This window comes from Streptomyces sp. L-9-10, assembly GCF_004151105.1.
GTDB lineage: Bacteria > Actinomycetota > Actinomycetes > Streptomycetales > Streptomycetaceae > Streptomyces.
Map to the genome: position 1 here is coordinate 46,850 of NZ_PHRF01000020.1, position 25,370 is coordinate 72,219.

Below are 25,370 nucleotides of genomic sequence, written 5' to 3' on the forward strand. Positions count from 1 at the left end.
GGACAGCCTTCGCCGGGTTGGGCCTTTCCGTCTCTGCGGTCATAGACCCCGGGTGCCCCGGCCCGTCACGGATACGCGCCCCCGGCCCCGGAGACAGGCCCCGGATACGCGCCCCCGTCCCCGATCCGCCGAAGATGCGCGACACTGGTCATTTGGCCACTGGTCATTCGGCCGTGCAGAGCCATCCCCGAAAGGCAGCCGCGCGTGAACGGACCCCTCATCGTCCAGAGCGACAAGACCCTGTTGCTCGAAGTCGACCACGAGCAGGCCGACGCCTGCCGCCGCGCCATCGCGCCCTTCGCCGAGCTGGAGCGCGCCCCCGAGCACATCCATACCTACCGGCTGACCCCGCTCGGGCTGTGGAACGCCCGTGCCGCCGGGCATGACGCCGAGCAGGTGGTCGACGCGCTCGTGGAGTACTCCCGGTATCCCGTGCCGCACGCGCTGCTCGTCGATGTCGCCGAGACGATGGCCCGCTACGGCCGGCTCACCCTCTCCAAGCACCCCTCCCACGGGCTGGTCCTGACCTCCACCGACCGTCCCGTGCTGGAGGAGATCCTCCGTTCCAAGAAGGTCCAGCCGCTGGTCGGCAACCGCATCGACCCGGACACCGTCGCCGTCCACCCCTCGGAGCGCGGCCAGATCAAGCAGACGCTCCTCAAGCTGGGCTGGCCGGCCGAGGACCTCGCCGGTTATGTCGACGGCGAGGCCCACGCCATCGAGCTGGACGAGTCGGGCTGGGCGCTGCGCCCGTATCAGAAGCAGGCCGTCGAGGGGTTCTGGCATGGCGGTTCGGGTGTGGTCGTGCTGCCTTGTGGCGCGGGAAAGACGCTGGTCGGGGCCGGTGCGATGGCCGAGGCCAAGGCGACGACGCTGATTCTGGTGACCAATACCGTCTCGGCCCGCCAGTGGAAGCACGAGCTGGTGAAGCGCACGTCACTGACCGAGGACGAGATCGGCGAGTACAGCGGTACGAAGAAGGAGATCCGCCCGGTCACCATCGCCACGTACCAGGTGCTGACCACCCGCCGTAAGGGCGTCTACCCGCACCTGGAGCTGTTCGACTCCCGTGACTGGGGCCTGGTCATCTACGACGAGGTGCATCTGCTGCCCGCGCCCGTCTTCAAGTTCACCGCCGATCTCCAGGCCCGGCGCCGCCTCGGGCTGACGGCGACGCTCGTACGGGAGGACGGCCGCGAGTCGGACGTCTTCTCGCTCATCGGGCCGAAGCGGTTCGACGCGCCGTGGAAGGAGATCGAGGCGCAGGGCTATATCGCTCCGGCGGACTGTGTCGAGGTACGGGTCAATCTGACCGACAGCGAGCGACTGGCGTACGCGACGGCCGAGACCGAGGAGAAGTACCGCTTCTGCGCGACGACCGCGACGAAGCGGAAGGTGACGGAGGCGCTGGTACGCAAGCACCGGGGCGAGCAGACCCTCGTCATCGGTCAGTACATCGACCAGCTCGACGAGCTGGGCGAGCATCTGGACGCCCCCGTCATCAAGGGCGAGACCAGCAACGCGCAGCGCGAGAAGCTCTTCGAGGCGTTCCGGCAGGGCGAGATCTCGGTGCTGGTCGTGTCGAAGGTCGCGAACTTCTCGATCGATCTGCCGGAGGCGACGGTCGCGATCCAGGTCTCGGGTACGTTCGGCTCCCGCCAGGAGGAGGCCCAGCGCCTGGGGCGTGTCCTGCGCCCGAAGGCGGACGGCCACGAGGCCCGCTTCTACTCGGTGGTCGCGCGCGACACGATCGACCAGGATTTCGCGGCGCACCGCCAGCGGTTCCTGGCGGAGCAGGGCTACGCCTACCGGATCGTCGACGCGGACGAGCTGCTGGCGGAGAACTGAGCCGGGCTTCCGGGCCACGGGCCTCCGGGCCCATGGGATTCCGCGCGCCTCCGTGCCCACCGGCCCCCGGGCCCCCGGGCCTCAGGGACCCCACGTGCCCCCGGCCCCCCGGGCCGTCTCAGTCCATCAGCGCCAGCACCGGCCCCGCCGCCAGCAGCACGTACTGCGCCCCCACCGCCCCGCTCCGCACGCCCCGCAGCATCGAGCCACCCGGCAGCGCCGCCGCGGCCAGACCGATGAGCCCGGACAGGTGGAGGGACCAGAAGCCCGCGCTGATGTACGCGCCCGCGACGCCGTCGCCCGGATCGACCGCGTCGGTCAGCGCGATGACGGCCAACAGGACATAGCCGCCCAGCAGCAGCCCGAGACCGCCCAGCGCCCAGAGCCGGAGAGCGAGGAGGGCGCCGCGGTCGGTGGTCTGTTCCGGAGTGGGGGTGGGGACCGTCGTCGTTTCCATGCCCCGATGACATCACCGGGACGGGGCGCCCCGCTTCGGCGCCCGTACTCACCCCGTACCCGCCGTCGTACTCACCCCCGAGCCGGCCTCCGCACGCTGCACCGGAAGGACGAGGGCGGAGTCCCCCTTGTCCGCCCCCGGGCCCGTGCGCCACGCCGCGAACACCAGCAGCCCCAGCGCGAGCAGCGGGTACGGCGACGCCGGCACCTGCTGCCACCACGGCAGCCGGAGGTCCAGATCGCCGTCGTGCGGCACGATCCAGAAGGTGCGCGCCGTCCACACCACCCCGACCGCCGCCGCCGTACGGAACCGGCGCTCCGCGATCAGCACCGCCAGCAGCGGTACGCACCACACCCAGTGGTGCGACCAGCTGATCGGCGACACGAGCAGCGCGGTCAGCGCCATGACCAGCACGCCCCAGGTCTCCAGCCCGGCCCGTACGACGGCCCGGCGGGCGATCCACAGCCCGGCGACCGCCGTGGCCCCGGCGGCCACGGCCCACACCACGCCCGGCTCCGCGGTGTGCAGGAGGCGTCCCAGCATCCCTTGCAGCGACTGGTTGTCGACGATCCACGCCTTGCCGACCCGGCCCGTCTCGAAAAGACGCGTCGTCCAGAACTCGCCACTCGCCTCGGGCAGTACGAGCGCGCCGAGCAGCACGGTGCCGGTGAAGGCGGCCAGGCCGATCAGTCCTGACCGTACGCGCCCGGTCACCAGCAGATACACGATGAAGACGGCCGGAGTCAGCTTGATGCCCGCCGCGACACCGAGCGCGAACCCCTTGCCGAGCGCCTGCTCGGGCCGCGACAGGTCCCACAGGACGAGGCAGACGAGTGCGAGGTTGATCTGTCCGAAGAGGACGGTCTGGAAGACGGGTTCGAGCCAGAGCCCGACGGCGACGGCGGCCAGCAGCGGCACAGGACCGGCGGGCATCCCCGCGAACCGCCAGGACAGCCGTACGAGCAGCGCCAGCAGCGCCGCGTTCCCGATGACGAAGACGACCTTGAGGGCGTCGAGGGACAGCCAGGTGGTGGGTACGAAGAGGATCGCGGCGAACGGCGGGTAGGTGGCGGGAAGTTGCCACTGGGTGACCGTGAAACCGTAGAGATCGGTGCCGTCCACGACGGCAGCGCCTTCCGCACGGTAGACGAGTGTGTCGGCCATGGGGATGCGCCGGGCGACGCAGAGAGTGGCGAGTGCGGCCAGCGACAGGGCGAGCGCGCCCACTGCGGCGAGTGAACGAGGCGTCACGGTCCGGTAGGTCACGGCCGCGACCCTAGTGGATCAGAGGCGCTACTCAGGAGCGCGGCGGGACGGGGTGGCGCGCGATTGGCGCGATACGCGCCGGCGGTGCTCGGTACGGGTCAGCGGCGCTTGATACCCGCCTCCTCCGCGTACTCCCCGAGGACGGCCACGTTGAACGCGGCGCTCACGAAGACCTTGACGGCACGCAGCGCGTTGCCGACGTGGTGGGCGTGGTGGGAGACGGAACCCGTGGCGGTCGCGCCGGGGAGCGGCGAACCGTGCGGGGCATGGGCCGGGGTAAAGGTCGCGGTACTCATACATCCATGATGGGCACATGCGCCGGATGAGTCATCGCCCTGCGGTTTGAGCCTCGTGCGAGGCCGTGTACGACTCCGGTCCCGTGGCATCCCCTACGGGGTGGAGGCCGCGGATGGCCCGCAGGACGGACGCGCTCCCGCCGCCGAGGACCCCCGCGGGACCGTACGCACGCCCCCGCCGGAACGTACGCACGCCCCGCGCCGGACCGGTACGCACGCCCCGCGGCGTGAGCCCCCGCGGAAAACCATTCGTCTCCTCGTCACCTGCTGGCTACAATCGCCCACCTTGCCCGCCTCCCTCGCGGAGCGCCGTCGTCCGGACGGAAACCGGACGGCCGACCGCCATGACGTGATCCACGCCGAACGGCCACCGCGGCCCGTCGCCCGACGGGGTGCGGCCCGTCGGCCTGCGTAAAGCCCCCGGAGGCACCACCGTGTCCGCGCACGCCCCTGACCCCGCCACGACCCCCGGCAACGACTCCCAGGACCCCCTGCTGGCGCGGGAGCGCGCCCACCTCGCCGCCTCCCGCTCCGCCCTCCGCGCCATGCGTGAGGACGTCCAGGCGCTCGACATCCGCGATGTCACCGCGAACTGGGTCAACGCGGCCGTCCTGGAGGCCCAGATCGAGGACCGCGTCAAGGCGCTCGCCGATCTCGCCCACACCCCGCTCTTCTTCGGCCGCCTCGACTACCTGCACCCCGTGGGCGCGGCCGAGGCCGAGGGCGCGGAGGGCGAGCGCTTCTATATCGGCCGGCGCCATGTCCACGACGCCGGCGGCGATCCCATGGTCATCGACTGGCGCGCCCCCGCCTCCCAGCCGTTCTACCGGGCGTCCAGGAAGGAGCCGCTGGACGTCGGGCTGCGCAGGCGCTTCGGCTACACGGCCGGCGACATCACCGCGTACGAGGACGAGCACCTGTCCGATCCCGCCGAGGCCGCGCGCTCCAGCAAACTGCTCCAGGCCGAGATCGAACGGCCGCGCGTCGGCCCGATGCGCGACATCGTCGCGACGATCCAGCCCGAGCAGGACGAGATCGTACGGAGCGGCCTCGGCGGCTCCGTCTGCGTCCAGGGCGGCCCCGGCACCGGCAAGACGGCCGTCGGCCTGCACCGGGTCGCGTATCTCCTGTACGCGCACCGCGAGCGGCTGGCCCGTACCGGCACGCTCGTCATCGGCCCGAACGCCTCCTTCCTCCAATACATCGAGCAAGTCCTGCCCGCGCTGGGCGAGTTGGAGGTACGGCAGGCGACGGTGGACGATCTGGTCGGCTCGGTGGACGTACGCGGCGCGGACCCCGCGCCCGCCGCCGTCGTCAAGGGCGACGCCCGCATGGCCGAAGTCCTCAGACGGGCCGTACGGTCCCACGTCACACCGCCGGCCGAGCCCGTCGTGGTCGTACGCGGCTCGCGGCGGTGGCGGGTACCGGCGTACGAACTCGAAGAGATGGTCGGACAGCTGCTCGCCCGGGACATGCGCTACGGCGCCGCGCGCGAGGCTCTCCCGCAGCGGATCGCACACGCCGTGCTCGTCCGGATGGAGGAGGCGGGCGAGGCGCCGGACGACCGCGTACAGGACGCGGTGGCCCGCAACCCGGCGGTGAAGGCGGCGGTGAAGGCGATCTGGCCACCCGTCGATCCGGCGAAGCTGGTGCTGCGGCTGCTCTCCGACGCGGAGTTCCTCGCGGCGCACGCGGAGGGCGTCCTCACGCCCGACGAGCAGAAGACGATCCTGTGGACGAAGCCGGCGCGGAGCGTGAAGTCGGCGAAGTGGTCGGCGGCGGACGCGGTACTGATCGACGAGGCGGGCGATCTGATCGCCCGCACCCACTCGCTGGGCCACGTCGTGCTCGACGAGGCGCAGGATCTGTCCCCCATGCAGTACCGCGCGGTGGGCCGCCGCTGCTCGACCGGCTCGGCGACGGTACTGGGCGATCTGGCGCAGGGGACGACGCCCTGGGCGACGACGAGCTGGGCCGACGCGCTGCGGCACCTGGGCAAGGCGGACGCGGTGGTGGAGGAACTGACGGCGGGCTTCCGCGTGCCGCGCGAGGTGATCGCGTACGCGTCGAGACTGCTGCCGTCGATCGCGCCGGGGCTGGCGGAGGTGGCGTCGGTCCGTGAGTCGCCGGGCTCGCTCTCGGTACGGTCGGTGGCGGCGGAGGGCCTCGACGGCGCTGTCGTCGCCGCCTGCGTGGAATCACTCGCGCACGAGGGCTCCACGGGTCTGATCGCGGCGGACGCCCGTGTCCCGGCGCTGCGGGAGGCGCTGACGGCGGCGGGGCTGCCGTACCTGTCCCCGGGCGAGGAGACGACGGCCGAGGCCCGTCTGACGCTGGTGCCCGCGTCCCTGGCGAAGGGCCTGGAGTACGACTACGTGGTCCTGGACGAGCCGTCGGCGGTGGTCGACGGCGAACCGGACGAGCGGACGGGGCTGCGGCGGCTGTACGTGGCGTTGACGCGAGCCGTGTCGGGCCTGATCGTGGTGCACGCGACGGAGATGCCGGGGTCACTGTCCGCGTAGCGCCGTCCGGCGGGGGCGGGGGGTGCGGGGTGCGGTCGCCGGGTTGCGGTTGCGTTGTCGTGGGCCGGGCGCCGGGGCCTCCGGAGGCGCATGTCCGGACGGCATGATGTACGGCGCGACTCCGGCCAGTCGATGGTTCGGGCGTCCGTGCGCCGTACGGGGGTCCGGGGGTGTCCCCCCGGGAAAGCACAGCATGCAGTCCCGGACGCGAGCCCCGGAGCACACCCCGGCAACAACCCGCACCCGGACCACCGGCACCAGCCAAAGACAAACGCCCCCGGCAACAACCCGCACACGAAAACCGGCCCCAGCCAAAGACGAACCCCCCGGACGCCCCCCCGCCGGAAGGCGCTACGCGTCGATGACGTCGCGCCACCCCCGTACCGCCTCCGCCGATACCGATCCCCCCCAGCCCCCCAACCTCGCCGCGCCCCCGATGTGGAACGCGTCCACCCGCGCCGCCAGCAGCGCCCCCACGTGGTCCAGCCGCAGTCCGCCGCCCACCATCAGCCGCGCCCCGTACCCCGGTTCCCCCCGCGCCCCGGCCTCCGACTCCGCCAGCAGCGTTGGCAGCCCGTCGTCCACGCCCGCCGCCGAGCCCGCCGTGAGGTACGTGTCCAGGCCCGGCAGATCCGCCAGTTGCTTGCGGAGCGCGTCCCGGTCGGCCGCGCGGTCGATCGCCCGGTGGAAGGTCCACCGGCAGCCGTCCAGCTCCGCGATCAGGCGTTCCACCGTGACCAGGTCCGGCGTCCCGTCCGCGTCGAGGAAGCCGAGGACGAACTCGTCCGCCCCCTCCGCCCGCAGCCCCCGCGCCACCTCGGCCAGGGCGTCCGCGCCTCCCGGCTCGCCCACCGCGAATCCGTCGGCCAGCCGCAGCATCACCCTCAGCGGGATGTCGACGGCGGCCCGGATCTTCGCGAAGGTCTCGCGGGGTGGGGTCAGCCCGTCCGCCGCCATGTCGGTGACGAGTTCAAGGCGGTCCGCGCCTCCGTTCCGGGCGGCGACCGCGTCCTCCGCGTCGAGAGCGATCACCTCCAGGAGTGCACGCTTACTCATGGGACCTCATTCATACGTATGCCGGCGGGTCAGGGACATGACTGGACAGGACCCCGATATAGGTCTAGTCCAATATCCCAGCCTACGGGGCCCTCCCGCCCGCGCGCATCAGCGCATCCACGGACATCCCTTGCGTTACATACCCCATGGGGGTATAGATAGAGGAGTGAGATACCCCTAGGGGGTAGGATGAACATTGTCGAGGAGAAGGAGCCGTCAGCCATGAGCCCCACACGGACCACCGCCGGCACAGCCGCCGAAGTCGAGCTCATGATCGGCGGTATGACCTGCGCATCCTGCGCGGCGCGGATCGAGAAGAAGCTGAACCGGATGGACGGGGTCGAGGCCACCGTCAATTACGCCACCGAAAAGGCCAAGGTCAGCTACCGGGGCCAGGACGTCGCGGTCGAGGATCTGATCGCCACCGTCGAAGCCACCGGCTACAGCGCCACCCGGCCGGCACCCGCACCCGTACTCGTCCCGGCGGACACCGACACCGTCGGCACCCCGGGCGAGACGGACGCGACCGCCACGACGGACACCGCCAGAGACCCCGCCGACGTGACACTGCGGCAGCGGCTGATCACCGCCGTCCTCCTGTCCGTCCCCGTGATCGCGATGGCGATGATCCCCGCCCTCCAGTTCGAGTACTGGCAGTGGCTCTCGCTCACCCTCGCCGCCCCCGTCGTCACGTACGCCGCCTGGCCCTTCCACCGCGCGGCCTGGGCCAACGCCCGCCACGGCGCCGCCACCATGGACACCCTGATCTCGGTCGGCGTCTCGGCCGCGTTCCTCTGGTCCCTGTGGGCCCTGTTCTTCGGTCACGCCGGCATGCCCGGCATGACCCACCCCTTCGAGCTGACCGTCGCCCGCACCGACGGCGCGAGCAACATCTATCTCGAAGCCGCCGCCGGCGTCACCGCGTTCATCCTGGCCGGCCGCTACTTCGAAGCCCGCTCGAAGCGCAAGGCCGGTGCCGCCCTGCGCGCCCTGCTCGAACTCGGTGCCAAGGAAGTCACCGTCCTGCGCGACGGCGGCGAGGTGACCATCCCCACCGCGCGGCTACGGACCGGTGATCACTTCCTCGTCCGGCCCGGCGAGAAGATCGCCACCGACGGCACGGTCATCGACGGCTCGTCCGCCATCGACGCCTCCATGCTCACCGGCGAGTCCGTCCCCGTGGAGGTCACCGCCGGGGACCCCGTCACCGGTGCCACCCTCAACGCCGGGGGCCGTCTCGTCGTCGAAGCCACCCGCGTCGGCGCCGACACCCAGCTCGCCCGCATGGCCCGCATGGTCGAGGACGCCCAGAACGGCAAGGCCGCCGCCCAGCGCCTCGCCGACCGGATCTCCGCCGTCTTCGTCCCCTTCGTCATCCTGCTGGCCCTGGCCACCCTCGGCTTCTGGCTCCTCACCGGCGCCGGACTCACGGCCGCCTTCACCGCCGCCGTCGCCGTCCTGATCATCGCCTGCCCCTGCGCCCTCGGCCTGGCCACCCCGACCGCCCTCATGGTCGGCACCGGCCGCGGCGCCCAGCTCGGCATCCTCATCAAGGGCCCCGAAGTCCTCGAATCCACCCGCCGCGCCGACACCATCGTCCTGGACAAGACCGGCACCGTCACCACCGGCCACATGACCCTCCTCGCCACCCACACCGCCACCGGCACCACCGAGACCGAGGTGCTGCGGCTGGCGGGCGCGCTGGAGCACGCCTCCGAACACCCCATCGCCCAGGCCGTCGCCACCGGTGCCGCCGAGCGGATCGGTACGCTCCCCACGCCCGAGGACTTCGCCAACGTCCCGGGCCTCGGCGTCCAGGGCGTCGTGGACGGCCACGCCGTCCTCGTCGGCCGCGCGAAGCTGCTCGCCGAGTGGGAGATCCGTCTCCCCGAGGACCTGGAGCGCGCGAAGGAGGCGGCCGAGGCCGCCGGACGCACCGCCATCGCCGTCGCGTGGGACGGAGAGGCACGCGCCGTTCTCGAAGTCGCCGACGCCGTCAAGGACACCAGCCCCGAGGCCATCCGCCGACTGCGCGCCCTCGGTCTCACGCCGCTGCTCCTGACCGGCGACAACCAGGCCGTCGCCCACGCCGTCGCCAAGGAAGTCGGGATCGACCCCGAGCAGGTCATCGCCGACGTCATGCCCGAGGACAAGGTCGACGTCGTCAAGCGGCTCCAGGCGGAGGGCCGGTCCGTCGCGATGGTCGGGGACGGGGTCAACGACGCCGCCGCACTCGCCCAGGCCGACCTCGGACTCGCCATGGGCACCGGCACCGACGCCGCCATCGAAGCGGGCGACCTCACCCTCGTCCGCGGTGATCTGCGCGTCGCCGCCGACGCCATCCGGCTCGCCCGCCGCACGCTCACCACCATCCGCGTCAACCTCTTCTGGGCCTTCGCCTACAACGTCGCCGCGCTCCCGCTCGCCGCCGCCGGACTCCTCAACCCCATGATCGCCGGCGCCGCCATGGCCTTCTCCTCCGTCTTCGTCGTCGGCAACAGCCTCCGGCTCCGCGGATTCAAGGCCGTGTGACCCCGCGCGCGGCAGCCGCGCGACGACGGCACCGAGCCGGGCCCCGGAACCCCCGTTCCGCGGCCCGGCTCTATCGTCGTCCCATGCCCGTACCTGATCTGCGCAGCCGGTTCGTGACCACGCTCCTCGCACTCCGGGAGGGAACCGGGAAAGCCGGAGAAGCCAGGGAAGCCGGGGAAGCCGGGCGGGGCGAGGGCCCCGACCCGTACGCGTACGCCGACCGCCTCCTCGCCCGCTGGGCCGAGCCCCAGCGCCGCTACCACACCACCGATCATCTGCTCGCCGTCCTGGACCACATCGACACGCTCGCCGAGTACGCCGACGACCCCGACGTCGTACGTCTCGCCGCCTGGTTCCACGACGCCGTCTACCAGCCCGACCGCTCCGAGAACGAGGAGCGCTCCGCCCGCCTCGCCGAACGCGCCCTTCCCGAGGCCGGGCTGAGCGACGACCGTACGCGCGAGGTCGCCCGGCTCGTCCGCCTCACCACCACCCATGCCGCCGCGCCCGGCGACCGCGACGGCGCCGTCCTGTGCGACGCGGACCTCGCCGTCCTGGCGGGCGGCCCGGAGGCGTACGCGGCCTACACCACGGCGGTACGGGAGGAGTACGGCTTCGTCCCCGACGACGCGTTCCGCACCGGCAGGGCCGCCGTACTGGAACAGCTGCTCGGCCTGCCCGCGCTGTTCCGTACCCCCTACGGCGCGCGCGAGTGGGAGGCGCGCGCCCGCGCGAACCTGGCCGACGAACTGCGCGGCCTCACCCGTCTCACCAGCTGAGAGCCGACGCTCCGCCGGAATGTAACGGCCGATACGACCGTTGGCACCTGTCATGCCCGACTCCGCCGATTCCCCGCCGCCGAAGCCGACGCCAAAGTCGATGTCGAAGCCGATACCGAAGCCGATGTCGAAGCCGCTCTCGTCCCCGGCCCGGACCCCCGCACCCGCCCGTATGCCGCTCGCCGTCTACATCCTCGGCCTCTCCGTCTTCGCTCTCGGCACGAGCGAGTTCATGCTCTCCGGCCTGCTGCCGCCCCTCGCCGACGACATGAACGTCTCCATCCCCACGGCCGGGCTCCTGATATCCGCCTTCGCGATCGGCATGGTCGTGGGCGCGCCCCTGCTCGCCGTCGCCACTCTGCGCCTCCCCCGCCGCACCACACTCATCGCCCTGATCTCGGTCTTCGGCCTCGGCCAGGTCGCGGGCGCCCTCGCCCCGACGTACGAGATCCTCTTCGCGTCCCGCGTCATCAGCGCGTTCGCCTGCGCCGGGTTCTGGGCGGTCGGCGCGGCCGTCGCCATCGCGATGGTCCCGCACACCGCGCGCGCCCGCGCGATGGCCGTCATGATCGGCGGGCTCTCCATCGCGAACGTCCTCGGCGTCCCGGTCGGCGCGTTCCTCGGCGAACACCTCGGCTGGCGCTCGGCGTTCTGGGCGGTCGGCGCGGCTTCCGCGGTCGCGCTCGTCGGTGTCGTCACACTCATCCCGCGCATCCCGCTCCCCGCCGAGAAGCCCCAGCTCAAGCGGGAGTTGACCATCTACCGCGACCGTCAGGTCTGGCTCTCGATCGCCGTGACCGCGCTCGCGGCGGGCGGTGTCTTCTGCGCGTTCTCGTATCTCGCCCCGCTGCTCACGGACGTGGCCGGGCTGGACAGCGGCTGGGTGCCGACCGTGCTGGCGCTCTTCGGTGTCGGCGCGCTGGTCGGTACGGCGCTCGGCGGCCGGTTCGCGGACGCGCATCTCTTCGGTGTCATGATCAGCGGCGTCACCGCGTCGACGGTCCTGCTCGCCCTGCTGGCGCTCACCGCCTCGCACCCGGCCGCCGTCATCACGCTGGCCTTCCTGCTGGGCGTCTCGGCGTTCTTCACGGCCCCGGCCCTCAACGCCCGTATGTTCAACATCGCCGCCGCGGCCCCCACCCTCGCGGGCGCCACCACCACCGCCGCCTTCAACCTCGGCAACACCGGCGGTCCCTGGCTCGGCGGCACGGTCATCGACGCGGACTTCGGCTTCGCCTCGACGGCCTGGGCGGGCGCGGCGATGACGGTCGTCGCGATCGGCCTGGCGGCGCTCTCGCTGCGCTACCACCGCGCGACGACGGGCAGCCGGGTGGTCGCGGGCTCGCTCGTGGCCTCGTCGGCCGAGCCGGCCGAGTCCGCCGCCACCGCCGACCGCTGACAGAGGACCGCCGCCGGACGACCGCTGACGGACGACGATCACACCGCTGCCGTCTGTTACGTAACACTCCCCACGCCCCCCTCGGCAATCTAGAGTTGAGGCACCATCAGCTTCAGGGGGCGGAGAAACCGGGATGTCGCAGCACGCGCCGGACGGGACCGAGGGACAGACGCTGCCGTTCTGGGTCGACGTCGTCGAGGAAGAGGGCGACGAGGGCAACGCCATGGGCGGCCTCTTCCGGCACGACGGCGAGGCCGTCCTGCGCTCGGTCCCCCTCGGCCCCCTCCGCAAGAATCTCGCCGACACGGTCGACGCCCTCCAGAAGGTCTTCGAGGAGGTCGCCGACCGCGGCGGCGCGCTCCCGCTCGCCGAGGCCCAGCTCTCCTTCCAGGTCACCGCCACCGGCGGCATCCAGCTCATCGGCAGTGGCCAGGTGCAGGGGACCCGCGGTCTGACTCTGACGTTCAAGCGCCCGTCGTAGCGGCTCCATGCCACGTCACAAGGCTCTCCTCATCGGAGCCAGCGAGTACGACGACGAGACGATCCGCTCGCTGCCCTTCGTCCGCGACGACCTCCAGCGGCTGGAGGGCGCGCTCTCCGACCGCGGGTTCCGCCCGGTGGAGATCGCCGAGTCCCAGCGCGGCATCACCCCGAACGCCGTCAACCGCCACGTCCTGCGCTTCCTGCGCGAGGCCGGCCGCGGCGACACCCTGTTCGTCATGCTCAGCGGCCACGGGGTGCACTTCGACGGCCGGGACTATCTCGTCCCGGAGGACGCCTACTACGAGAGCGAGCCGTTCGCCGAGAGCTGCGTCGAGATCGGCTGGCAGAAGGAGCTGGAGGATTCCCCCGCCGGCCAGGTGGTCTTCCTCATCGACGCCTGCCGCGAAGGGTCGGCCCGCCGGACCAAGGCCCCCACCAGGATGCCCGGTTGGGAACGCCCCAAGATCGCCGCGACGCTGCGCCGCAAGGTCGCGTACGTGTACGCGTGCTCCAAGGCCCAGTACGCGCTGTACGTGGACGAGTCCGAAGCCGTACTCCCCCAGCACGCCGACGCCGCCGGCACCCAGCCGAAGGACTCGTTCAGTCTCTTCTCCCGCGCCGTCTCGGACGTCGTGTCGGCCGTGCCGCACACCCTGCACATGGGCGAGTTCCTGGACGAGGTGCAGCGCCGGGTGACCGCACTGCACACCGCGTACGGCAAGACGCAGCCGGTCCAGCGGGTCAGGGCCGAGACCGACATCCCCTGGCAGGAGTTCACGGTCCTGCCGGGCCCCGCCCGGGACGCCGCCGAACATCCCTGGGTACGCGGCACCGCCACCCACCCCGCATGGGAACGGACCACCCCCGGCGTCGCCCGCGAGGCGCTCAAGGACGTCTGCGCCACCCTCGCCGCCCGGCTCGCCGAGGGGTACGAGACGGCGGCGGCCACACTGCGGGACGACCCGTGGCACGACGCGGAGCTGGCCAAGCGCGCCCAGGACCGGCTGGGCTTTCTCACCGGGCGGCTGGCGGCCGGTGCGGAACTCTCCCCGACCGAAGGCGCGTTGACGGTCCTGCTGCCCCTGCTCGGCCAGGCGTTCTGGACGCACGAAGCGGCCCAGCGGGCGCCGGTGGTCACCGCGGGACCGGCCGACCAGCCCACCCCCGAGCGCGACCGCTTCGGCAAGTTCGCCCAGGGGTTCCCCCGCCTCCAGCGCCGGCTGCGCACCCTGGAGCAGCGCGGCGTCTCGGACGGATCGGCCGAACGCATCCGCTGGTGGCTGTTCCACCGCTGGCTCATCCGGCAGCCCGAGCTGTACGCGTCCCAGACCCTGAAGACTCTGCTCGGCCCGCCGCCGGGCGGCACGCGGTGCCCGGAGTGGGTGACGGAAGCCCTGTCCGGGGAGCGGTTCATGCGCTTCCTCCAGGAGCTGCGGGCGGCGCCGTTCGCCGTACCCCGCCACACCCCCGGCCGGCCGGGCGACCAGCGCGACGGCGACTGCGACGTCATCGCCGCCAGTACGAGGGACGAGCACGAGGTACGCGAATCCCTCGTCGCGTCCCTCGCCAAGGCCGCCCAGGCGTTCGCCGTGGACGCGGTGGACCTGCCGGAGATCCTCGTCGAGCACATCGGCATCTCCGACAGCGTGGACCTCGGCGATCTGCTGACGACGATCCGCGGCTCCGACTGGCGCACCTCGGGGCTCGGCCGCTCCCTGAACGCGGTCTGCGGGCATCCGGCCGTCCAGATCGCCCTGCGCGAGCACGCCCGCCGGGTGGACGGACTGCTGCGCGACATCAACCGGACGTCGGCGCTCGCCCCGCTCCGCTCCCTGCCCCCGTACGCCGACGCCGACCGCGTCAGGCTCGGCGGCAACACCCCCACGCATCTGGCCGACGGCATCCGCTTCCAGCTCGCCGAGGACCGGGTGCAGGAGCTGCTGATGGGCGAGGAGCTGTACGGCGAACGCGAGCTGGCGATCCGGGAGCTGTACCAGAACGCGCTGGACGCCGTCCGCTACCGGGACCGCCGTACGGAATACCTGCGCCGGACCCGTGAAGCCGACCGGACGGGCGAGATGCCCACGCGGTGGGACGGCCTCATCGAGTTCGTCCAGAAGGCCGACGCCCAGGGCCGCCCGTACCTGGAGTGCCGGGACAACGGCGTCGGCATGGGCCTCGACGAGCTGCGCGACGTCTTCTCCCAGGGCGGCGCCCGCTTCGTCGACCTGCCGGAGTACATCGAGGAGCAGACGGCCTGGGCGGAGCTGGGCGAACCCCGCATCGAGCTGCACCCCAACAGCCGTTTCGGCATCGGTGTGCTGAGCTACTTCATGCTCGCGGACGAGATCGAGGTGACGACGTGCCGCATGGCCCGCGACGGCCGCCCCGGCAACAAGTACCAGGTGAAGATCGCGGGCCCGGGAAACCTGTTCCGCGTCGACGACCTGGGGCCGGGCACGGACTCCGGCACGACGGTGCGGCTGCTGCTGACCGACCACAAGGAGCGCGTGTCCTGCGTGGACACCTTGCAGCGCGTGCTGTGGCTTGCTCCGTACCGTACGACCGCCGAGCACGGCTCACGGCGGCACGAGTGGGAGCCGGGACAGCTCTCGCTCAGCGGTCCCGAGCTGTCGTGGATGGACGACTCGGAGATGTTCCTGCGCTCGGGGGCCTGTTATCCGTCGGGGATCTCGGACGTGTGGTGGGTGGACGGCACGGGACAATTCCTTGCGGACGGTCTGTTCGCGGAGACCCCGCAGTACGGCCAAGTGCACGGCGCCAAGGGCCCCTACGGAACGGTGATCAATCTCCAGGGTGAGTATCAGCCGGAGCTGAGCGTCGACCGGAGGAAGATCCGTTCCAAGGACGACGACCACGTCAAGGCGGTGTTGAGCGAGGCACTGCCCACCCTGTTCTCCACCGCGCTACCGCTCCTGACACCGGACTGGCTGGTCGAAGTCAGCCTCTCCTCGATCCGGTTCGCGGACGAGGTGGCCGAACGTGCCCGGACGAGTGGGGTGTCCTGGCCCATGGGCGACACCGAACGGCCGTTCGACGCTTTGGGTTTCTTCCGTCCCGACCAGACGTTGCTGCCGCTCGTCACCGGTGACTACCCGTCGGCACGCGAAACTCACGGACCTTCCTTTCTGCGCACCATCCCCGCGCCCGTACTGCGCTGGAGACTGCTCACGCTCTACCGGGCGGGTCTGGGGGATCCGCTGACCGAGGCCGCGCGGATCTCGCCTCCGCTGCCGTGCGCGCGTCCGTCGGACCATCTCCTGCTGACCGTCGGCGGTCTGCACATCACGCTCGACTGGGCCAGGAACTACAAGGGGTGGCTCGCCGGACCGGACAACGCTCAAAGGTCTTTTGGCTCTTCCCGGTTCGTCCTGGACTCGGGCATCTACAGCATCGAAGTAACGGCCAAGTGGCGCGACCCCGAGCAGCTGGTCACCCTCGATGACATCTTCCAACTGGTGGCAAGGACCGAACTCACCGCCGGAAACGTCGCGGAGCGTCTGGCGTCCCTCGGCTATCAGGTCGTTCCCCCGACCGGCAGCGAGGAGGTCGGGAGGACGGATCTCCCCCTGCTCCGCCCCCTGGGCTCGGTCAGGGAAGGCTGGCTGAGTCCCGGTGGTGAGCTGTCGGTCGCTCAGCTCTGTTTCAGCGCCGCGCGGGCCATGCGGTCGACACACGAAGCGGCTGACAGGCTCCGGGAACTGGGATTCGGCATCCCTGCGGGGTATCCGAACTCCGACGCCTGGACGTCGGAGGACCGCGAGGTGCTGCGGAGGCTGTGGGGACTGCACGCCGATCCGGTACCGCTCGACCGGGCCCAGGAGATCACCTACGCGCAGCTGATCAGTGTGGCGCGCGCCGCCGGGGCGACCACGCTCGCGGTCGCCGAACTGCTGGAGAACACCGGCTTCACGTTGCCCCCGCGATACGCGCCGGAGCAGACGTTCGAAGACGATGAATGGGCACTGCTCGTCTACAACGGCATCTCTCTCGACGTGGACCGCGAGGTCCCGCTCCCCCATGTGATCGGGGTGGCCTATCGCACCGCGCAGACACCGGAGGAAGTCGCCGTACGACTGCGCGCGCTCGGTTTCGACGTTCCCGAGCTCCCCGCCGGCCCGCCGCCGCTGAGCAAACAGGACGTCAACTTCCTCTATGGACGGTACGAATCGGCGTCCAGCAGGGCATGGCCCGAGCCAGGTCGCCCGATGGGGCTCCGCGCGATCGCGGAGCGAGCCACCCGCTCCACCCTGTCCATGGCGGAAACGGCCGCCAAACTGAGCGGTCTCGGGTACAGCTGCGCTCCGGATCAGTCGCTGCTCGACCGCCTCCAGGAACAGGACCACGACGCGCTCAGGTGGGGCACACCCGCCGAGGGCGAGTCGGCGACGGTCTCTCCGGTACAGCTCTACGCGGTGGCCGAACACCTGGGGCGCCCCGCGGAAGATGTCGCCCAGTCGCTCACGGACTTCGGCTACGACGTCGCCGAGATCCCCGACACCTGGCTCCAGGAGCGGAAGGCGGAAGCCGACCTGATCGATGTCCTCTCGCGCGGAGAAGAGCCGATCGTCGACATCGAGTACACGGTCGAGCTCTCGCTTCCCACCCTCGCCACCGTGGCCATGCGCCTGGGGCTGCCCTTCCGGACGGTCGCCCTCAAGGCCACCTCCCTCGGCATGCGCCACGAGGCGGAGACCTGGTTCGCCGCCGGCTGATCCCATGTGTCACAGACCGCTGATCCCGTGTGTCACAGATCATCGACAGCGCGAACCGATCGCACCGGTTGTCCTCTCTTGTGGGACGGACGGGGACACACCGTCCGCCGCCCGCGCCAGCGCGCCACCCGAGGAGACGCCCGCCATGCCCGAGACCTCAACTTCCCTGTTCCGGAGCCTTCGTGGCCGGGTCACGGGAATCGCCGTCGCCGGTACGGCCCTCGCGCTCCTCGCCCCGGTCCCGGCGATGGCCGCGAGCGCCCAGGCCAGTGCCACCGCCGCCGACCCGGTCTCCGTTCTGAAGTACACGGCCAAGGAGCGGCGGGAGGCCCTCGCCTACTGGACGACCGCCCGCATCAAGGCCGTCGGGAAGTCCGTGGACCTCGGTCCGACCGGGCCGAAGGCCAAGCCGTACAAGGGCGCCACGCTGAAGACCGTGGGCCGGCTCTTCTTCGTCAACGCGCGGGGCGCCGACACCTGGTGCACGGCCACCGCCGTCAAGAGCGCCAACCGCTCCGCCGTGATGACCGCCGCCCACTGCGTGCGCATGGGCTCCTCCCCCGGCAACACCAACACCTCGATGGTGTTCGTCCCCGCCTACGACAAGGGCAAGCAGCCGTACGGCGCGTTCGCGGTCCGCTCCGCCGCGACCCCGCGCACCTGGGAGAACGACTCCCTCAACGACATGTCCGCGCTGGTCGTCGACGCCGACAAGAAGGGCCGCGAGCTCACCGACGTGGTGGGCGGCCAGCCCATCTCCTTCGACCGCGCCGTCGGCGGCACGGTCACCGCCCTCGGCTACTCCGCCACCCGCCCGCAGCTCGGCGAGGAACTCCTCCGCTGTGTCGGCAAGACGAAGCGGGAGAACGGCACGCAGATGATCCCCTGCGACCTGACCGGCGGGGCCAGCGGCGGCCCGTGGCTGGCCGACTTCGACGCCACCACCGGCAAGGGCAAGGGCGTCCTGGTCTCGGTCAACGCCTCGCTGGACAGCCTGGAACCGACCAAGATGTACGGAGAGGTGCTGAGGTCCACGGCCAAGAAGGTGTACGACAAAGCCCAGAAGAGCTGACAGCTGTCAGCTGACACAGGAGCACGGGCGGGCAGGCGTCACCATCATCGGTATCCGGTGACGCCTGCGACCGCGAGACGCGAGACCGCGAAATACCCGCTACGCCGCCGGCCGCCCCTTCGGCCGCCGCAGCCCCGCCTCCGTGATCCGGCGTACCAGCTCCTTGGAGCCGATCTCCGCCGCGCCCGCCCGCACCGCGTCCCCGTAACGCTCCGCCGGTACGTCGTAATGGTCGCGCTCGAAGGCGCGCGCCGGGCAGCCGATGGACGCGGCGAAGGCGTGCAGCTCACCGAACGAGTCGTCGCTGACCAGGTGTGACCACATCCGCCCGTGCCCCGGCCAGGTCGGCGGATCGATGTAGACCGTCACGAAGCCCCCTGCCCGCCCCGGTCCCCCCGCGAGCCCAGCGCGCCGACCGCCGCGACCACCACCCCCGCCTTCGCGCACACCCAGTGCGGGTCGGGCCCCAGCTCCGGTTCCACCTCCAGCGCGTGCGGCCCGTCCGATCCGTGCGGTCCGCCCGGCCCGCCCGGCCCATCCGATCCGGCCTCGGCGCACACCGGGCACAGCGGCCACCGCCCGTACCGTTCCAACAACGCGTCCTGTACGTCCTGCGCCACCAGCCCGGCCACGTACGCGACGCCCTCCGGCCACTGCTCGACCCACCAGCGCCGGTGCGACACCGCGTCCTCCACCAGCGACACGACCTCGGCACGTGCGACATCGCCCGCCGCCAGGTCGGCCAGCACCAGGGCGCGGGCGGCGTGCAGCGCCTGCTCCAGCGCATCCACATCAGGTCTCGGATCGGGTCGCGAATCAGGTCTCGGGTCGTCCATTCAGCCATTGTCGGTGACTGCGGGGGGTTGACGACCGCCGAATTCCGAAAATATCTTTCATAAGTGACCCCAGACGTGAAGGAAAGTTTCAGCGGAGAGCCCCCACCCGCCCCCGCCGCCCTGGCCGCCAAGGTACGGACCCTCGCGCCGACCATGACCCGCTCCATGCAGCTCGTCGCCGAGGCCGTCGCCGGTGACCCCGCCGGCTGCGCCGCCCTCACCGTCACCGGTCTCGCCGAGCTGACCGGCACGAGCGAGGCCACCGTGGTCCGTACCGCCCGCCTCCTCGGCTACCCCGGCTACCGCGATCTGCGCCTCGCGCTCGCCGGTCTCGCCGCCCAGCAGCAGTCCGGACGCGCCCCCTCCGTCACGGCCGACATAGCCGTCGACGACCCCATCGCGGACGTCGTCGCCAAGCTCGCCTACGACGAACAGCAGACGCTCGCCGATACCGCCGCCGGACTCGACACCGTCCAGCTCGGCGCGGTCGTCGCCGCTGCCGCCACCGCCCGCCGTATCGACATCTACGGCGTCGGCGCCTCCTGTCTGGTCGGTATGGACCTCGCCCAGAAGCTGCTGCGCATCGGCCTGATCGCGCACGCCCACTCCGACCCGCATCTCGCCGTCACCAACGCCGTGCAGCTCCGGGCCGGCGACGTCGCCATCGCCATCACCCACTCCGGCTCCACCGGCGATGTCATCGAGCCGCTCCGCGTCGCCTTCGACCGGGGCGCGACGACGGTCGCGATCACCGGCCGCCCCGACGCTCCCGTATCGCAGTACGCCGACCACGTACTGACCACGTCCACCGCCCGCGAGAGCGAGCTGCGCCCCGCCGCCATGTCGAGCCGTACGAGCCAGCTCCTCGTCGTCGACTGCCTGTTCATAGGCGTGGCGCAGCGTACGTACGAGACGGCCGCGCCCGCGCTCTCCGACTCGTACGAGGCCCTCGCACACCGCCACAGCCCGCGCAGCACCCGCTGATCTCTCGCGTACGTGACGGCACCCGCATCCGCACCCGCACCCGCATACCGCGTACTCAGCAGAAAGAGCGCTCTTTCATGACCTCTCAGTACGGCGAACTCCGCGCGCAGCTCGAAACCCTCACCACCGAGGCGTTCCGCCCCGAGCTCGCCGAGATCGACCAGCTGCCGACCCTCGAAATCGCCCGCATCATGAACGGCGAGGACAGCACCGTCCCCACCGCCGTCGCCGCCCAGCTCCCCCGGATCGCCGCCGCCATCGACGCCACCGCCGAGCGCGCGGCCCGTGGCGGCCGGCTGATCTACGCGGGCGCCGGTACGGCGGGCCGGCTCGGCGTGCTGGACGCCAGCGAGTGCCCGCCCACCTTCAACACCGACCCGGAGGAGGTCGTCGGCCTGATCGCGGGCGGTCCCGGCGCGATGGTGACGGCCGTCGAAGGGGCCGAGGACTCCAAGGAGCTGGCAGCCGCCGATCTGACCGCCATGAAGCTCTGCGCGGAGGACACGGTCGTCGGTATCTCCGCCTCCGGCCGTACCCCGTACGCGATCGGCGCCGTCGAGCATGCCCGCAGCCTGGGCGCGCTCACCATCGGGCTCTCCTGCAACGCGGACAGCGCGCTGGCCGAAGCCGCCGAGCACGGCATCGAGATCGTCGTCGGCCCCGAACTGCTCACCGGCTCCACCCGGCTCAAGGCCGGTACGGCACAGAAGCTCGTCCTCAACATGCTCTCGACGATCACCATGATCCGGCGCGGCAAGACGTACGGAAACCTGATGGTCGACGTCCGCGCCTCCAACGAGAAGCTGCGCGCCCGCTCCCGGCGGATCGTCTCGCTCGCCACGGGCGCGTCGGACGACGAGATCGAGGCCGCGCTCGCCGCCACCGACGGCGAGGTCAAGAACGCCATCCTCACCATCCTCGGCGCCGTCGACGGACCCACCGCCGCGTCGCTCCTCACCGATTCCGACGGCCACTTGCGCGCCGCGCTGAAGGCCGCCCGCACCCACTGAAAGACCACGCACCATGGCACCAGCAGACACATCTGACAGAAACCGCGCCACGGCCGAGGCGATCCTCCCGCTCGTCGGAGGCGCCGCGAACATCGCGTCCGTCGCCCACTGCATGACCCGGCTCCGCCTCGGCCTGCACGACCGTTCCCTCGTCCAGGACGAGGCGCTCAAGGCGCTCCCTGCGGTACTGGGCGTGGTCGAGGACGAGACGTACCAGATCGTCCTGGGCCCGGGGGCCGTTGCCCGGGTGACGCCCGAGTTCGAGCGCCTGGTGGAAGCGGGACGCGCGCCTCGGGCGGCGACCCCCACCGCGGCCGGACTGGCCGAACGCGGAGCGGCCATCAAGGCGGCACGGAAAGCCAGGAACGCCACCCCGTTCAAGCTGTTCCTCCGCCGCATCGCCAACATCTTCGTCCCGCTCATCCCGGCGCTCATCGGCTGCGGCATCATCGCGGGCCTCAACGGCCTTCTCACGAACCTCCACTGGCTCCCGGCCCTCGTCCCCGCGCTCGCCGCCCTCGCGTCGGGCTTCATGTCGCTGATCGCGGTCTTCGTCGGCTACAACACGGCGAAGGAGTTCGGCGGTACGCCCATTCTGGGCGGCGCGGTCGCCGCGATCATCGTCTTCCCCGGCGTCGCCGACGTCGACGCGTTCGGCCGGCAGCTGGCCCCCGGCCAGGGCGGCGTGCTCGGCGCACTGGGCGCGGCGGTGCTCGCGGTGTACGTCGAGAAGTGGTGCAGGCGGGTGGTCCCGGAGGCACTCGACGTCCTCGTCACCCCGACCCTGACCGTCCTCGTCTCCGGCCTGGTCACGCTGTACGGCCTGATGTACGTGGCCGGTGAGGTCTCCACGGCCATCGGCGATGCCGCGAACTGGCTGCTGGCGAACGGCGGCGCGGGCGCCGGCCTCGTCCTCGGCGGTCTCTTCCTCCCCCTGGTCATGCTGGGGCTGCACCAGGCCCTGATCCCCATCCACACCACCCTGATCGAGCAGCAGGGCTACACCGTCCTGCTCCCCATCCTCGCCATGGCGGGCGCGGGCCAGGTCGGCGCGGCGGCGGCGGTCTACGTCCGGCTCCCCCGCAACGGCTCGATCCGCCGCACCATCAGGTCCGCCCTCCCGGCCGGTTTCCTGGGCGTCGGCGAACCGCTCATCTACGGCGTCTCCCTCCCCCTCGGCCGCCCCTTCATCACGGCCTGCGTGGGCGGTGCCTTCGGCGGCGGCTTCGTGGGCCTCTTCAACCAGCTCGGCGCGGCGGTCGGTTCGACGGCGATCGGCCCGTCCGGCTGGGCGCTGTTCCCGCTGCTCGACGGCAACAAGGGCCTCGGCGAGATGGTCGTGGTGTACGGGGGCGGACTGCTGGTCGGCTATGCCGTGGGCTTCGTCGCCACGTACTACTTCGGCTTCACGAAGTCGATGCTGACGGACCTCAACGCACCGGCGGAGACCGCTTCGCGGACGGAGACCGCTTCACCGGCAGAACCCTCAGCCGTGCCCTCAGCCGTGCCGGAAAGCGGCCCGGTACCCGTGCGGGCTGGTGCCGACGACCCGCTTGAACCGGTCGCGGAAGGCCGTGGGTGACCCGAACCCCACCTGGGTCGCGATCCGGTCGACCGGGTGCGTGGTCGCCTCCAGCAGGTACTGGGCCTGCCGGATACGGGCCCGGTGCAGCCACTGCAACGGAGTCGTCCCCGTCTGCTCCCGGAACCGCCGGTTGAGGGTGCGCGTACTGGTCGCCGCCCGCGCGGCGATGTCCTTGAGGGTCAGCTCGCGCCCCGCGTTCTCCTCCATCCACCGCAGAAGGGGTTCCATCGTGGCCCCGGCGGGCACCGGAGGCTGCTCAAGGACGATGAACTGCGCCTGGCCGCCCTCCCGTTCCAACGGCATGACGGACAGCCGCGCCGCGTCGGCGGCGACGGCCGAGCCGTGGTCCCTGCGGATCAGGTGCAGACACAGATCGAGCGCGGCGGCGGCCCCGGCCGAGGTGAGGAGCTGGCCGTTGTCGACGTACAGCACATCCGGGTCGACAGTGACCGCCGGATGGTTCGCGGCCAGCAGCGGGGCGGCCACCCAGTGGGTGGTGGCGCGCAGCCCGTCGAGCAGCCCGGTGGCGGCGAGGATGAAGGCGCCGGTGCACACGGACGCGATACGGGTGCCGCGCGCGGCGGCGGCCCGCAGCGCGTCGAGTACGGCCGGGGGCACCGGGGCGGCCGGATCGTCCGTACCGGGCAGGATGATCGTGTCGGCCTCGGCGAGCACATCGAGACCGTACGGCGCCCGGAGCGCGAACGGCCCGGCGTTGATCTCGGCCCCGGCCGAGACCGCGCAGACCACGACCCGGTAGGCGGCGCCGCCGTCGGGAAGCCGGGTACGGGAGAAGACCTCGATCGGTGAGGACAGGTCGAAGGGGATGACCCGGTCGAGCGCCAGTACGGCCACGGTGTGCATGCCGACAGGCTAGGCCGTGTCCGCAAAGTATCGCCGTCCGCCCGCAGGGCGGGGTTCGCGGCGTCCGGTGCGTGCGATCGCAAGGCGGAGGATCGTCCTCGTACTGGACGTACTTGGACGACTCCGACAACGCGGCGAGCGTGCGTGCCGGGCGTCGCGAACCAGGCGAGACTTTACGGACACGGCCTAAGGGCTGCCCCGTCCGCGCCAAGGGCTGCCCGTCGCGTCAGTCCGTGCCCGGCAGAGCCTGTCCGAGGAGGACCTCCGCCGCCGCCCGCGCGTGCCGTCCGTAGTCCGCGTCGCACAGCACCATGGCGCGGCTGGCCGCCCCGTCCGCGAGGATGGCCAGCTGTTCGGCGAGCGCGGCTGGTTCGCGGCAGCCCAGCTCCGCCAGCGAGGCGGCGATCAGTTCCACCATGCGCAGTTTCTGTTCGCGGGCGTAGGAGTGCACCGCGCTCTCCGGGTCGGGGAACTCCACGGCGGCATCGATGAACGGACATCCGCGCACCGGCGCCGTGTCCGCCTCCGGCGACGGGTCGAACAGCTTGAGGATCCGTTCTCGCGGCGGGATGTCCTCGCGGGTCAGCACGCTTTCCAGGGTGGCGCCCGACAGCGCGAGGCTCTGCAAGTGGGCGATGACCAGATCGTTCTTGGTCCGGAAGTGCGCGTACAGCGTCCGCTTGGACACCGGCGCTTCCTCCGCGATCTGTTCCATGCCGGTCGCGTTGATCCCCTGGGTCGCGAACAGCTGAGCGGCGGCGGCCAGAACGCGCTCCCGGCCGCCACGCCCTCGCCGCGGAGATGCCGTGGCCGTCGTCGTACTCATACGGGAAGTATACGCACGCGTTTACTTCGAGCGGAGCGCCCTGTTAAGGTCACCCACACAAGTAAACGCTCCCGTTTACTTGAGCTGTCATGAAGGAGTCCCATGGACAGGTCGATTCGGTCGATCAGGTCGATTCCCACGGAGCTGAGCGGCCTCGCGGAGAAGCTGATACGTGGCCGCCACGCGACCCGTGCGTTCCGCCCGGAGGCCGTCCCCGAGGACACGATGCGCGCGATCTTCTCGCTGGCCGGCGCCGCGCCGTCCAGTTCCAATACGCAGCCGTGGCACGTGGAGGTGGCGAGCGGCGCGGCGCGCGACCGTCTGGCGGATGCCTTGCGGACGGCCCACGCCGAGAGGCGAACCTCGGTGGACGTCCCGTATTCCGAAGGGATGTACTCGCGGGCGCACCAGACACGCCGGGCGGCGTTCGGCGCCGAGCTGTACGGAGCGCTGGGCATCGGCCATGACGATCACACGGCACGCACGGCCTACGACGCGGAGAGCCTGGGCTTCTACGGCGCCCCACACGCCGCGTTCCTGTTCGTCGACGGTGACGGCGACGGCGGGGCACGGCTGGCCGCGGATGTCGGCTCCTACATGCAGACGCTGCTCCTGGCCATGACGGGGTACGGCGTGGACAGCTGCCCGCAGGGGCTGCTGAGCTTCTACGCCGACACGGTCCGCGCCGAACTCGGCGTCACCGGCGGAAGCCTGCTCGTCGGCATCTCCTTCGGCTACGCCGACGAGACCGCGCCGGTGAACCGGGTCACGACCGAGCGGGCTCCGCTTGAGTCGACCACGACGTTCCACGGATAAGCC

The 25,370-nt window shown here is 71.5% G+C and carries 20 protein-coding genes; 12 read left to right on the forward strand and 8 right to left on the reverse strand.

Features of this window, described 5'->3' with window-relative positions; translation table 11 throughout:
* The first annotated feature begins 204 nt into the window (after positions 1–204).
* A complete protein-coding gene (locus CU044_RS04205; protein ID WP_129767078.1) occupies positions 205–1,848 on the forward strand; it encodes a DNA repair helicase XPB in 1,644 nt (547 codons plus the stop codon).
* A gap of 118 nt (positions 1,849–1,966) precedes the next feature.
* Here the strand turns inward: CU044_RS04205 and CU044_RS04210 are convergent, their stop codons facing one another.
* From CU044_RS04210 to CU044_RS04220, 3 genes are all read right to left on the reverse strand, one after another.
* Positions 1,967–2,305, reverse strand: a complete 339-nt coding sequence (locus CU044_RS04210; RefSeq protein ID WP_129767079.1) for a hypothetical protein — start codon at positions 2,303–2,305, stop codon at positions 1,967–1,969.
* A gap of 48 nt (positions 2,306–2,353) precedes the next feature.
* A complete protein-coding gene (locus tag CU044_RS04215) occupies positions 2,354–3,469 on the reverse strand; it encodes a glycosyltransferase 87 family protein (protein ID WP_193563876.1) in 1,116 nt (371 codons plus the stop codon).
* A 200-nt stretch (positions 3,470–3,669) separates the two neighbouring features.
* Positions 3,670–3,867 carry a hypothetical protein gene (locus tag CU044_RS04220; protein ID WP_129767080.1) on the reverse strand — a complete coding sequence of 66 codons (198 nt, stop codon included), beginning with the start codon at positions 3,865–3,867 and terminating at the stop codon, positions 3,670–3,672.
* Between the two features lie 434 nt (positions 3,868–4,301).
* Between CU044_RS04220 and CU044_RS04225 the strand changes: the two genes are divergently transcribed.
* On the forward strand, positions 4,302–6,389 hold the full coding sequence (locus tag CU044_RS04225) for an ATP-binding domain-containing protein (RefSeq protein WP_240045329.1): 2,088 nt from the start codon (positions 4,302–4,304) through the stop codon (positions 6,387–6,389).
* 351 nt (positions 6,390–6,740) lie between these two features.
* Here the strand turns inward: CU044_RS04225 and CU044_RS04230 are convergent, their stop codons facing one another.
* Entirely contained in the window at positions 6,741–7,445 is a 705-nt protein-coding gene (locus CU044_RS04230) for a copper homeostasis protein CutC (RefSeq protein WP_129767081.1), read from the reverse strand.
* 222 nt (positions 7,446–7,667) lie between these two features.
* Between CU044_RS04230 and CU044_RS04235 the strand changes: the two genes are divergently transcribed.
* From CU044_RS04235 to CU044_RS04260, 6 genes are all read left to right on the forward strand, one after another.
* Positions 7,668–9,977 (forward strand): heavy metal translocating P-type ATPase, encoded by a 2,310-nt coding sequence (locus CU044_RS04235; protein ID WP_129767082.1) that lies wholly within the window; start codon positions 7,668–7,670, stop codon positions 9,975–9,977.
* An 83-nt stretch (positions 9,978–10,060) separates the two neighbouring features.
* Positions 10,061–10,756, forward strand: a complete 696-nt coding sequence (locus CU044_RS04240) for an HD domain-containing protein (RefSeq protein WP_129767083.1) — start codon at positions 10,061–10,063, stop codon at positions 10,754–10,756.
* Between the two features lie 172 nt (positions 10,757–10,928).
* Complete coding sequence (locus CU044_RS04245) at positions 10,929–12,155, forward strand: Cmx/CmrA family chloramphenicol efflux MFS transporter (RefSeq protein ID WP_129767161.1); 1,227 nt, start codon at positions 10,929–10,931, stop codon at positions 12,153–12,155.
* 133 nt (positions 12,156–12,288) lie between these two features.
* Positions 12,289–12,636, forward strand: a complete 348-nt coding sequence (locus CU044_RS38330; protein WP_165371771.1) for a hypothetical protein — start codon at positions 12,289–12,291, stop codon at positions 12,634–12,636.
* 7 nt (positions 12,637–12,643) lie between these two features.
* Positions 12,644–17,374, forward strand: coding sequence for a caspase family protein (locus CU044_RS04255; RefSeq protein ID WP_129767084.1), 4,731 nt, complete (start codon positions 12,644–12,646; stop codon positions 17,372–17,374).
* A 145-nt stretch (positions 17,375–17,519) separates the two neighbouring features.
* On the forward strand, positions 17,520–18,446 hold the full coding sequence (locus CU044_RS04260) for a peptidase (RefSeq protein ID WP_193563873.1): 927 nt from the start codon (positions 17,520–17,522) through the stop codon (positions 18,444–18,446).
* A 99-nt stretch (positions 18,447–18,545) separates the two neighbouring features.
* Here CU044_RS04260 and CU044_RS04265 read toward each other — a convergent pair whose 3' ends face one another.
* Together CU044_RS04265 and CU044_RS04270 are read right to left on the reverse strand one after the other, a co-directional pair.
* On the reverse strand, positions 18,546–18,815 hold the full coding sequence (locus tag CU044_RS04265) for a DUF4031 domain-containing protein (RefSeq protein WP_129767085.1): 270 nt from the start codon (positions 18,813–18,815) through the stop codon (positions 18,546–18,548).
* Positions 18,812–19,282, reverse strand: a complete 471-nt coding sequence (locus CU044_RS04270) for a hypothetical protein (RefSeq protein ID WP_129767086.1) — start codon at positions 19,280–19,282, stop codon at positions 18,812–18,814. The genes CU044_RS04265 and CU044_RS04270 overlap by 4 nt, the downstream gene beginning before the upstream one ends.
* A 63-nt stretch (positions 19,283–19,345) precedes the next feature.
* Between CU044_RS04270 and CU044_RS04275 the strand changes: the two genes are divergently transcribed.
* The 3 genes from CU044_RS04275 to CU044_RS04285 all read left to right on the forward strand — a co-directional run bounded on the left by CU044_RS04275 (position 19,346) and on the right by CU044_RS04285 (position 22,858).
* A complete protein-coding gene (locus CU044_RS04275; RefSeq protein WP_129767087.1) occupies positions 19,346–20,266 on the forward strand; it encodes a MurR/RpiR family transcriptional regulator in 921 nt (306 codons plus the stop codon).
* Between the two features lie 77 nt (positions 20,267–20,343).
* Positions 20,344–21,276 carry an N-acetylmuramic acid 6-phosphate etherase gene (gene murQ / locus CU044_RS04280; RefSeq protein ID WP_129767088.1) on the forward strand — a complete coding sequence of 311 codons (933 nt, stop codon included), beginning with the start codon at positions 20,344–20,346 and terminating at the stop codon, positions 21,274–21,276.
* 13 nt (positions 21,277–21,289) lie between these two features.
* Positions 21,290–22,858, forward strand: a complete 1,569-nt coding sequence (locus CU044_RS04285; RefSeq protein ID WP_129767089.1) for a PTS transporter subunit EIIC — start codon at positions 21,290–21,292, stop codon at positions 22,856–22,858.
* Here CU044_RS04285 and CU044_RS04290 read toward each other — a convergent pair.
* Together CU044_RS04290 and CU044_RS04300 are read right to left on the reverse strand one after the other, a co-directional pair.
* Positions 22,775–23,725, reverse strand: coding sequence for a helix-turn-helix domain-containing protein (locus tag CU044_RS04290; protein WP_129767090.1), 951 nt, complete (start codon positions 23,723–23,725; stop codon positions 22,775–22,777). The two genes, CU044_RS04285 and CU044_RS04290, sit on opposite strands and share 84 nt — an antisense overlap.
* Before the next feature lie 226 nt (positions 23,726–23,951).
* A complete protein-coding gene (locus CU044_RS04300; RefSeq protein ID WP_129767091.1) occupies positions 23,952–24,551 on the reverse strand; it encodes a TetR/AcrR family transcriptional regulator in 600 nt (199 codons plus the stop codon).
* A 102-nt stretch (positions 24,552–24,653) separates the two neighbouring features.
* Between CU044_RS04300 and CU044_RS04305 the strand changes: the two genes are divergently transcribed.
* The gene (locus tag CU044_RS04305) at positions 24,654–25,367 is read left to right on the forward strand and encodes a nitroreductase (RefSeq protein WP_129767092.1); all 714 of its coding nucleotides are present in this window, start codon (positions 24,654–24,656) and stop codon (positions 25,365–25,367) included.
* Positions 25,368–25,370: the final 3 nt, after the last annotated feature.

What these genes read in the sequence shown, in the direction of transcription:
- CU044_RS04210 (WP_129767079.1), bottom strand. Translation starts at nt 2,305, where the DNA reads ATGGAAACGACGACGGTCCCCACCCCCACTCCGGAACAGACCACCGAC.
- CU044_RS04215 (WP_193563876.1), bottom strand. Translation starts at nt 3,469, where the DNA reads ATGGCCGACACACTCGTCTACCGTGCGGAAGGCGCTGCCGTCGTGGAC.
- CU044_RS04220 (WP_129767080.1), bottom strand. Translation starts at nt 3,867, where the DNA reads ATGAGTACCGCGACCTTTACCCCGGCCCATGCCCCGCACGGTTCGCCG.
- CU044_RS04230 (WP_129767081.1), bottom strand. Translation starts at nt 7,445, where the DNA reads ATGAGTAAGCGTGCACTCCTGGAGGTGATCGCTCTCGACGCGGAGGAC.
- CU044_RS04235 (WP_129767082.1), top strand. Translation starts at nt 7,668, where the DNA reads ATGAGCCCCACACGGACCACCGCCGGCACAGCCGCCGAAGTCGAGCTC.
- CU044_RS04240 (WP_129767083.1), top strand. Translation starts at nt 10,061, where the DNA reads ATGCCCGTACCTGATCTGCGCAGCCGGTTCGTGACCACGCTCCTCGCA.
- CU044_RS04245 (WP_129767161.1), top strand. Translation starts at nt 10,929, where the DNA reads ATGCCGCTCGCCGTCTACATCCTCGGCCTCTCCGTCTTCGCTCTCGGC.
- CU044_RS38330 (WP_165371771.1), top strand. Translation starts at nt 12,289, where the DNA reads ATGTCGCAGCACGCGCCGGACGGGACCGAGGGACAGACGCTGCCGTTC.
- CU044_RS04255 (WP_129767084.1), top strand. Translation starts at nt 12,644, where the DNA reads ATGCCACGTCACAAGGCTCTCCTCATCGGAGCCAGCGAGTACGACGAC.
- CU044_RS04260 (WP_193563873.1), top strand. Translation starts at nt 17,520, where the DNA reads ATGCCCGAGACCTCAACTTCCCTGTTCCGGAGCCTTCGTGGCCGGGTC.
- CU044_RS04270 (WP_129767086.1), bottom strand. Translation starts at nt 19,282, where the DNA reads ATGGACGACCCGAGACCTGATTCGCGACCCGATCCGAGACCTGATGTG.
- murQ (WP_129767088.1), top strand. Translation starts at nt 20,344, where the DNA reads ATGACCTCTCAGTACGGCGAACTCCGCGCGCAGCTCGAAACCCTCACC.
- CU044_RS04285 (WP_129767089.1), top strand. Translation starts at nt 21,290, where the DNA reads ATGGCACCAGCAGACACATCTGACAGAAACCGCGCCACGGCCGAGGCG.
- CU044_RS04290 (WP_129767090.1), bottom strand. Translation starts at nt 23,725, where the DNA reads ATGCACACCGTGGCCGTACTGGCGCTCGACCGGGTCATCCCCTTCGAC.
- CU044_RS04300 (WP_129767091.1), bottom strand. Translation starts at nt 24,551, where the DNA reads ATGAGTACGACGACGGCCACGGCATCTCCGCGGCGAGGGCGTGGCGGC.
- CU044_RS04305 (WP_129767092.1), top strand. Translation starts at nt 24,654, where the DNA reads ATGGACAGGTCGATTCGGTCGATCAGGTCGATTCCCACGGAGCTGAGC.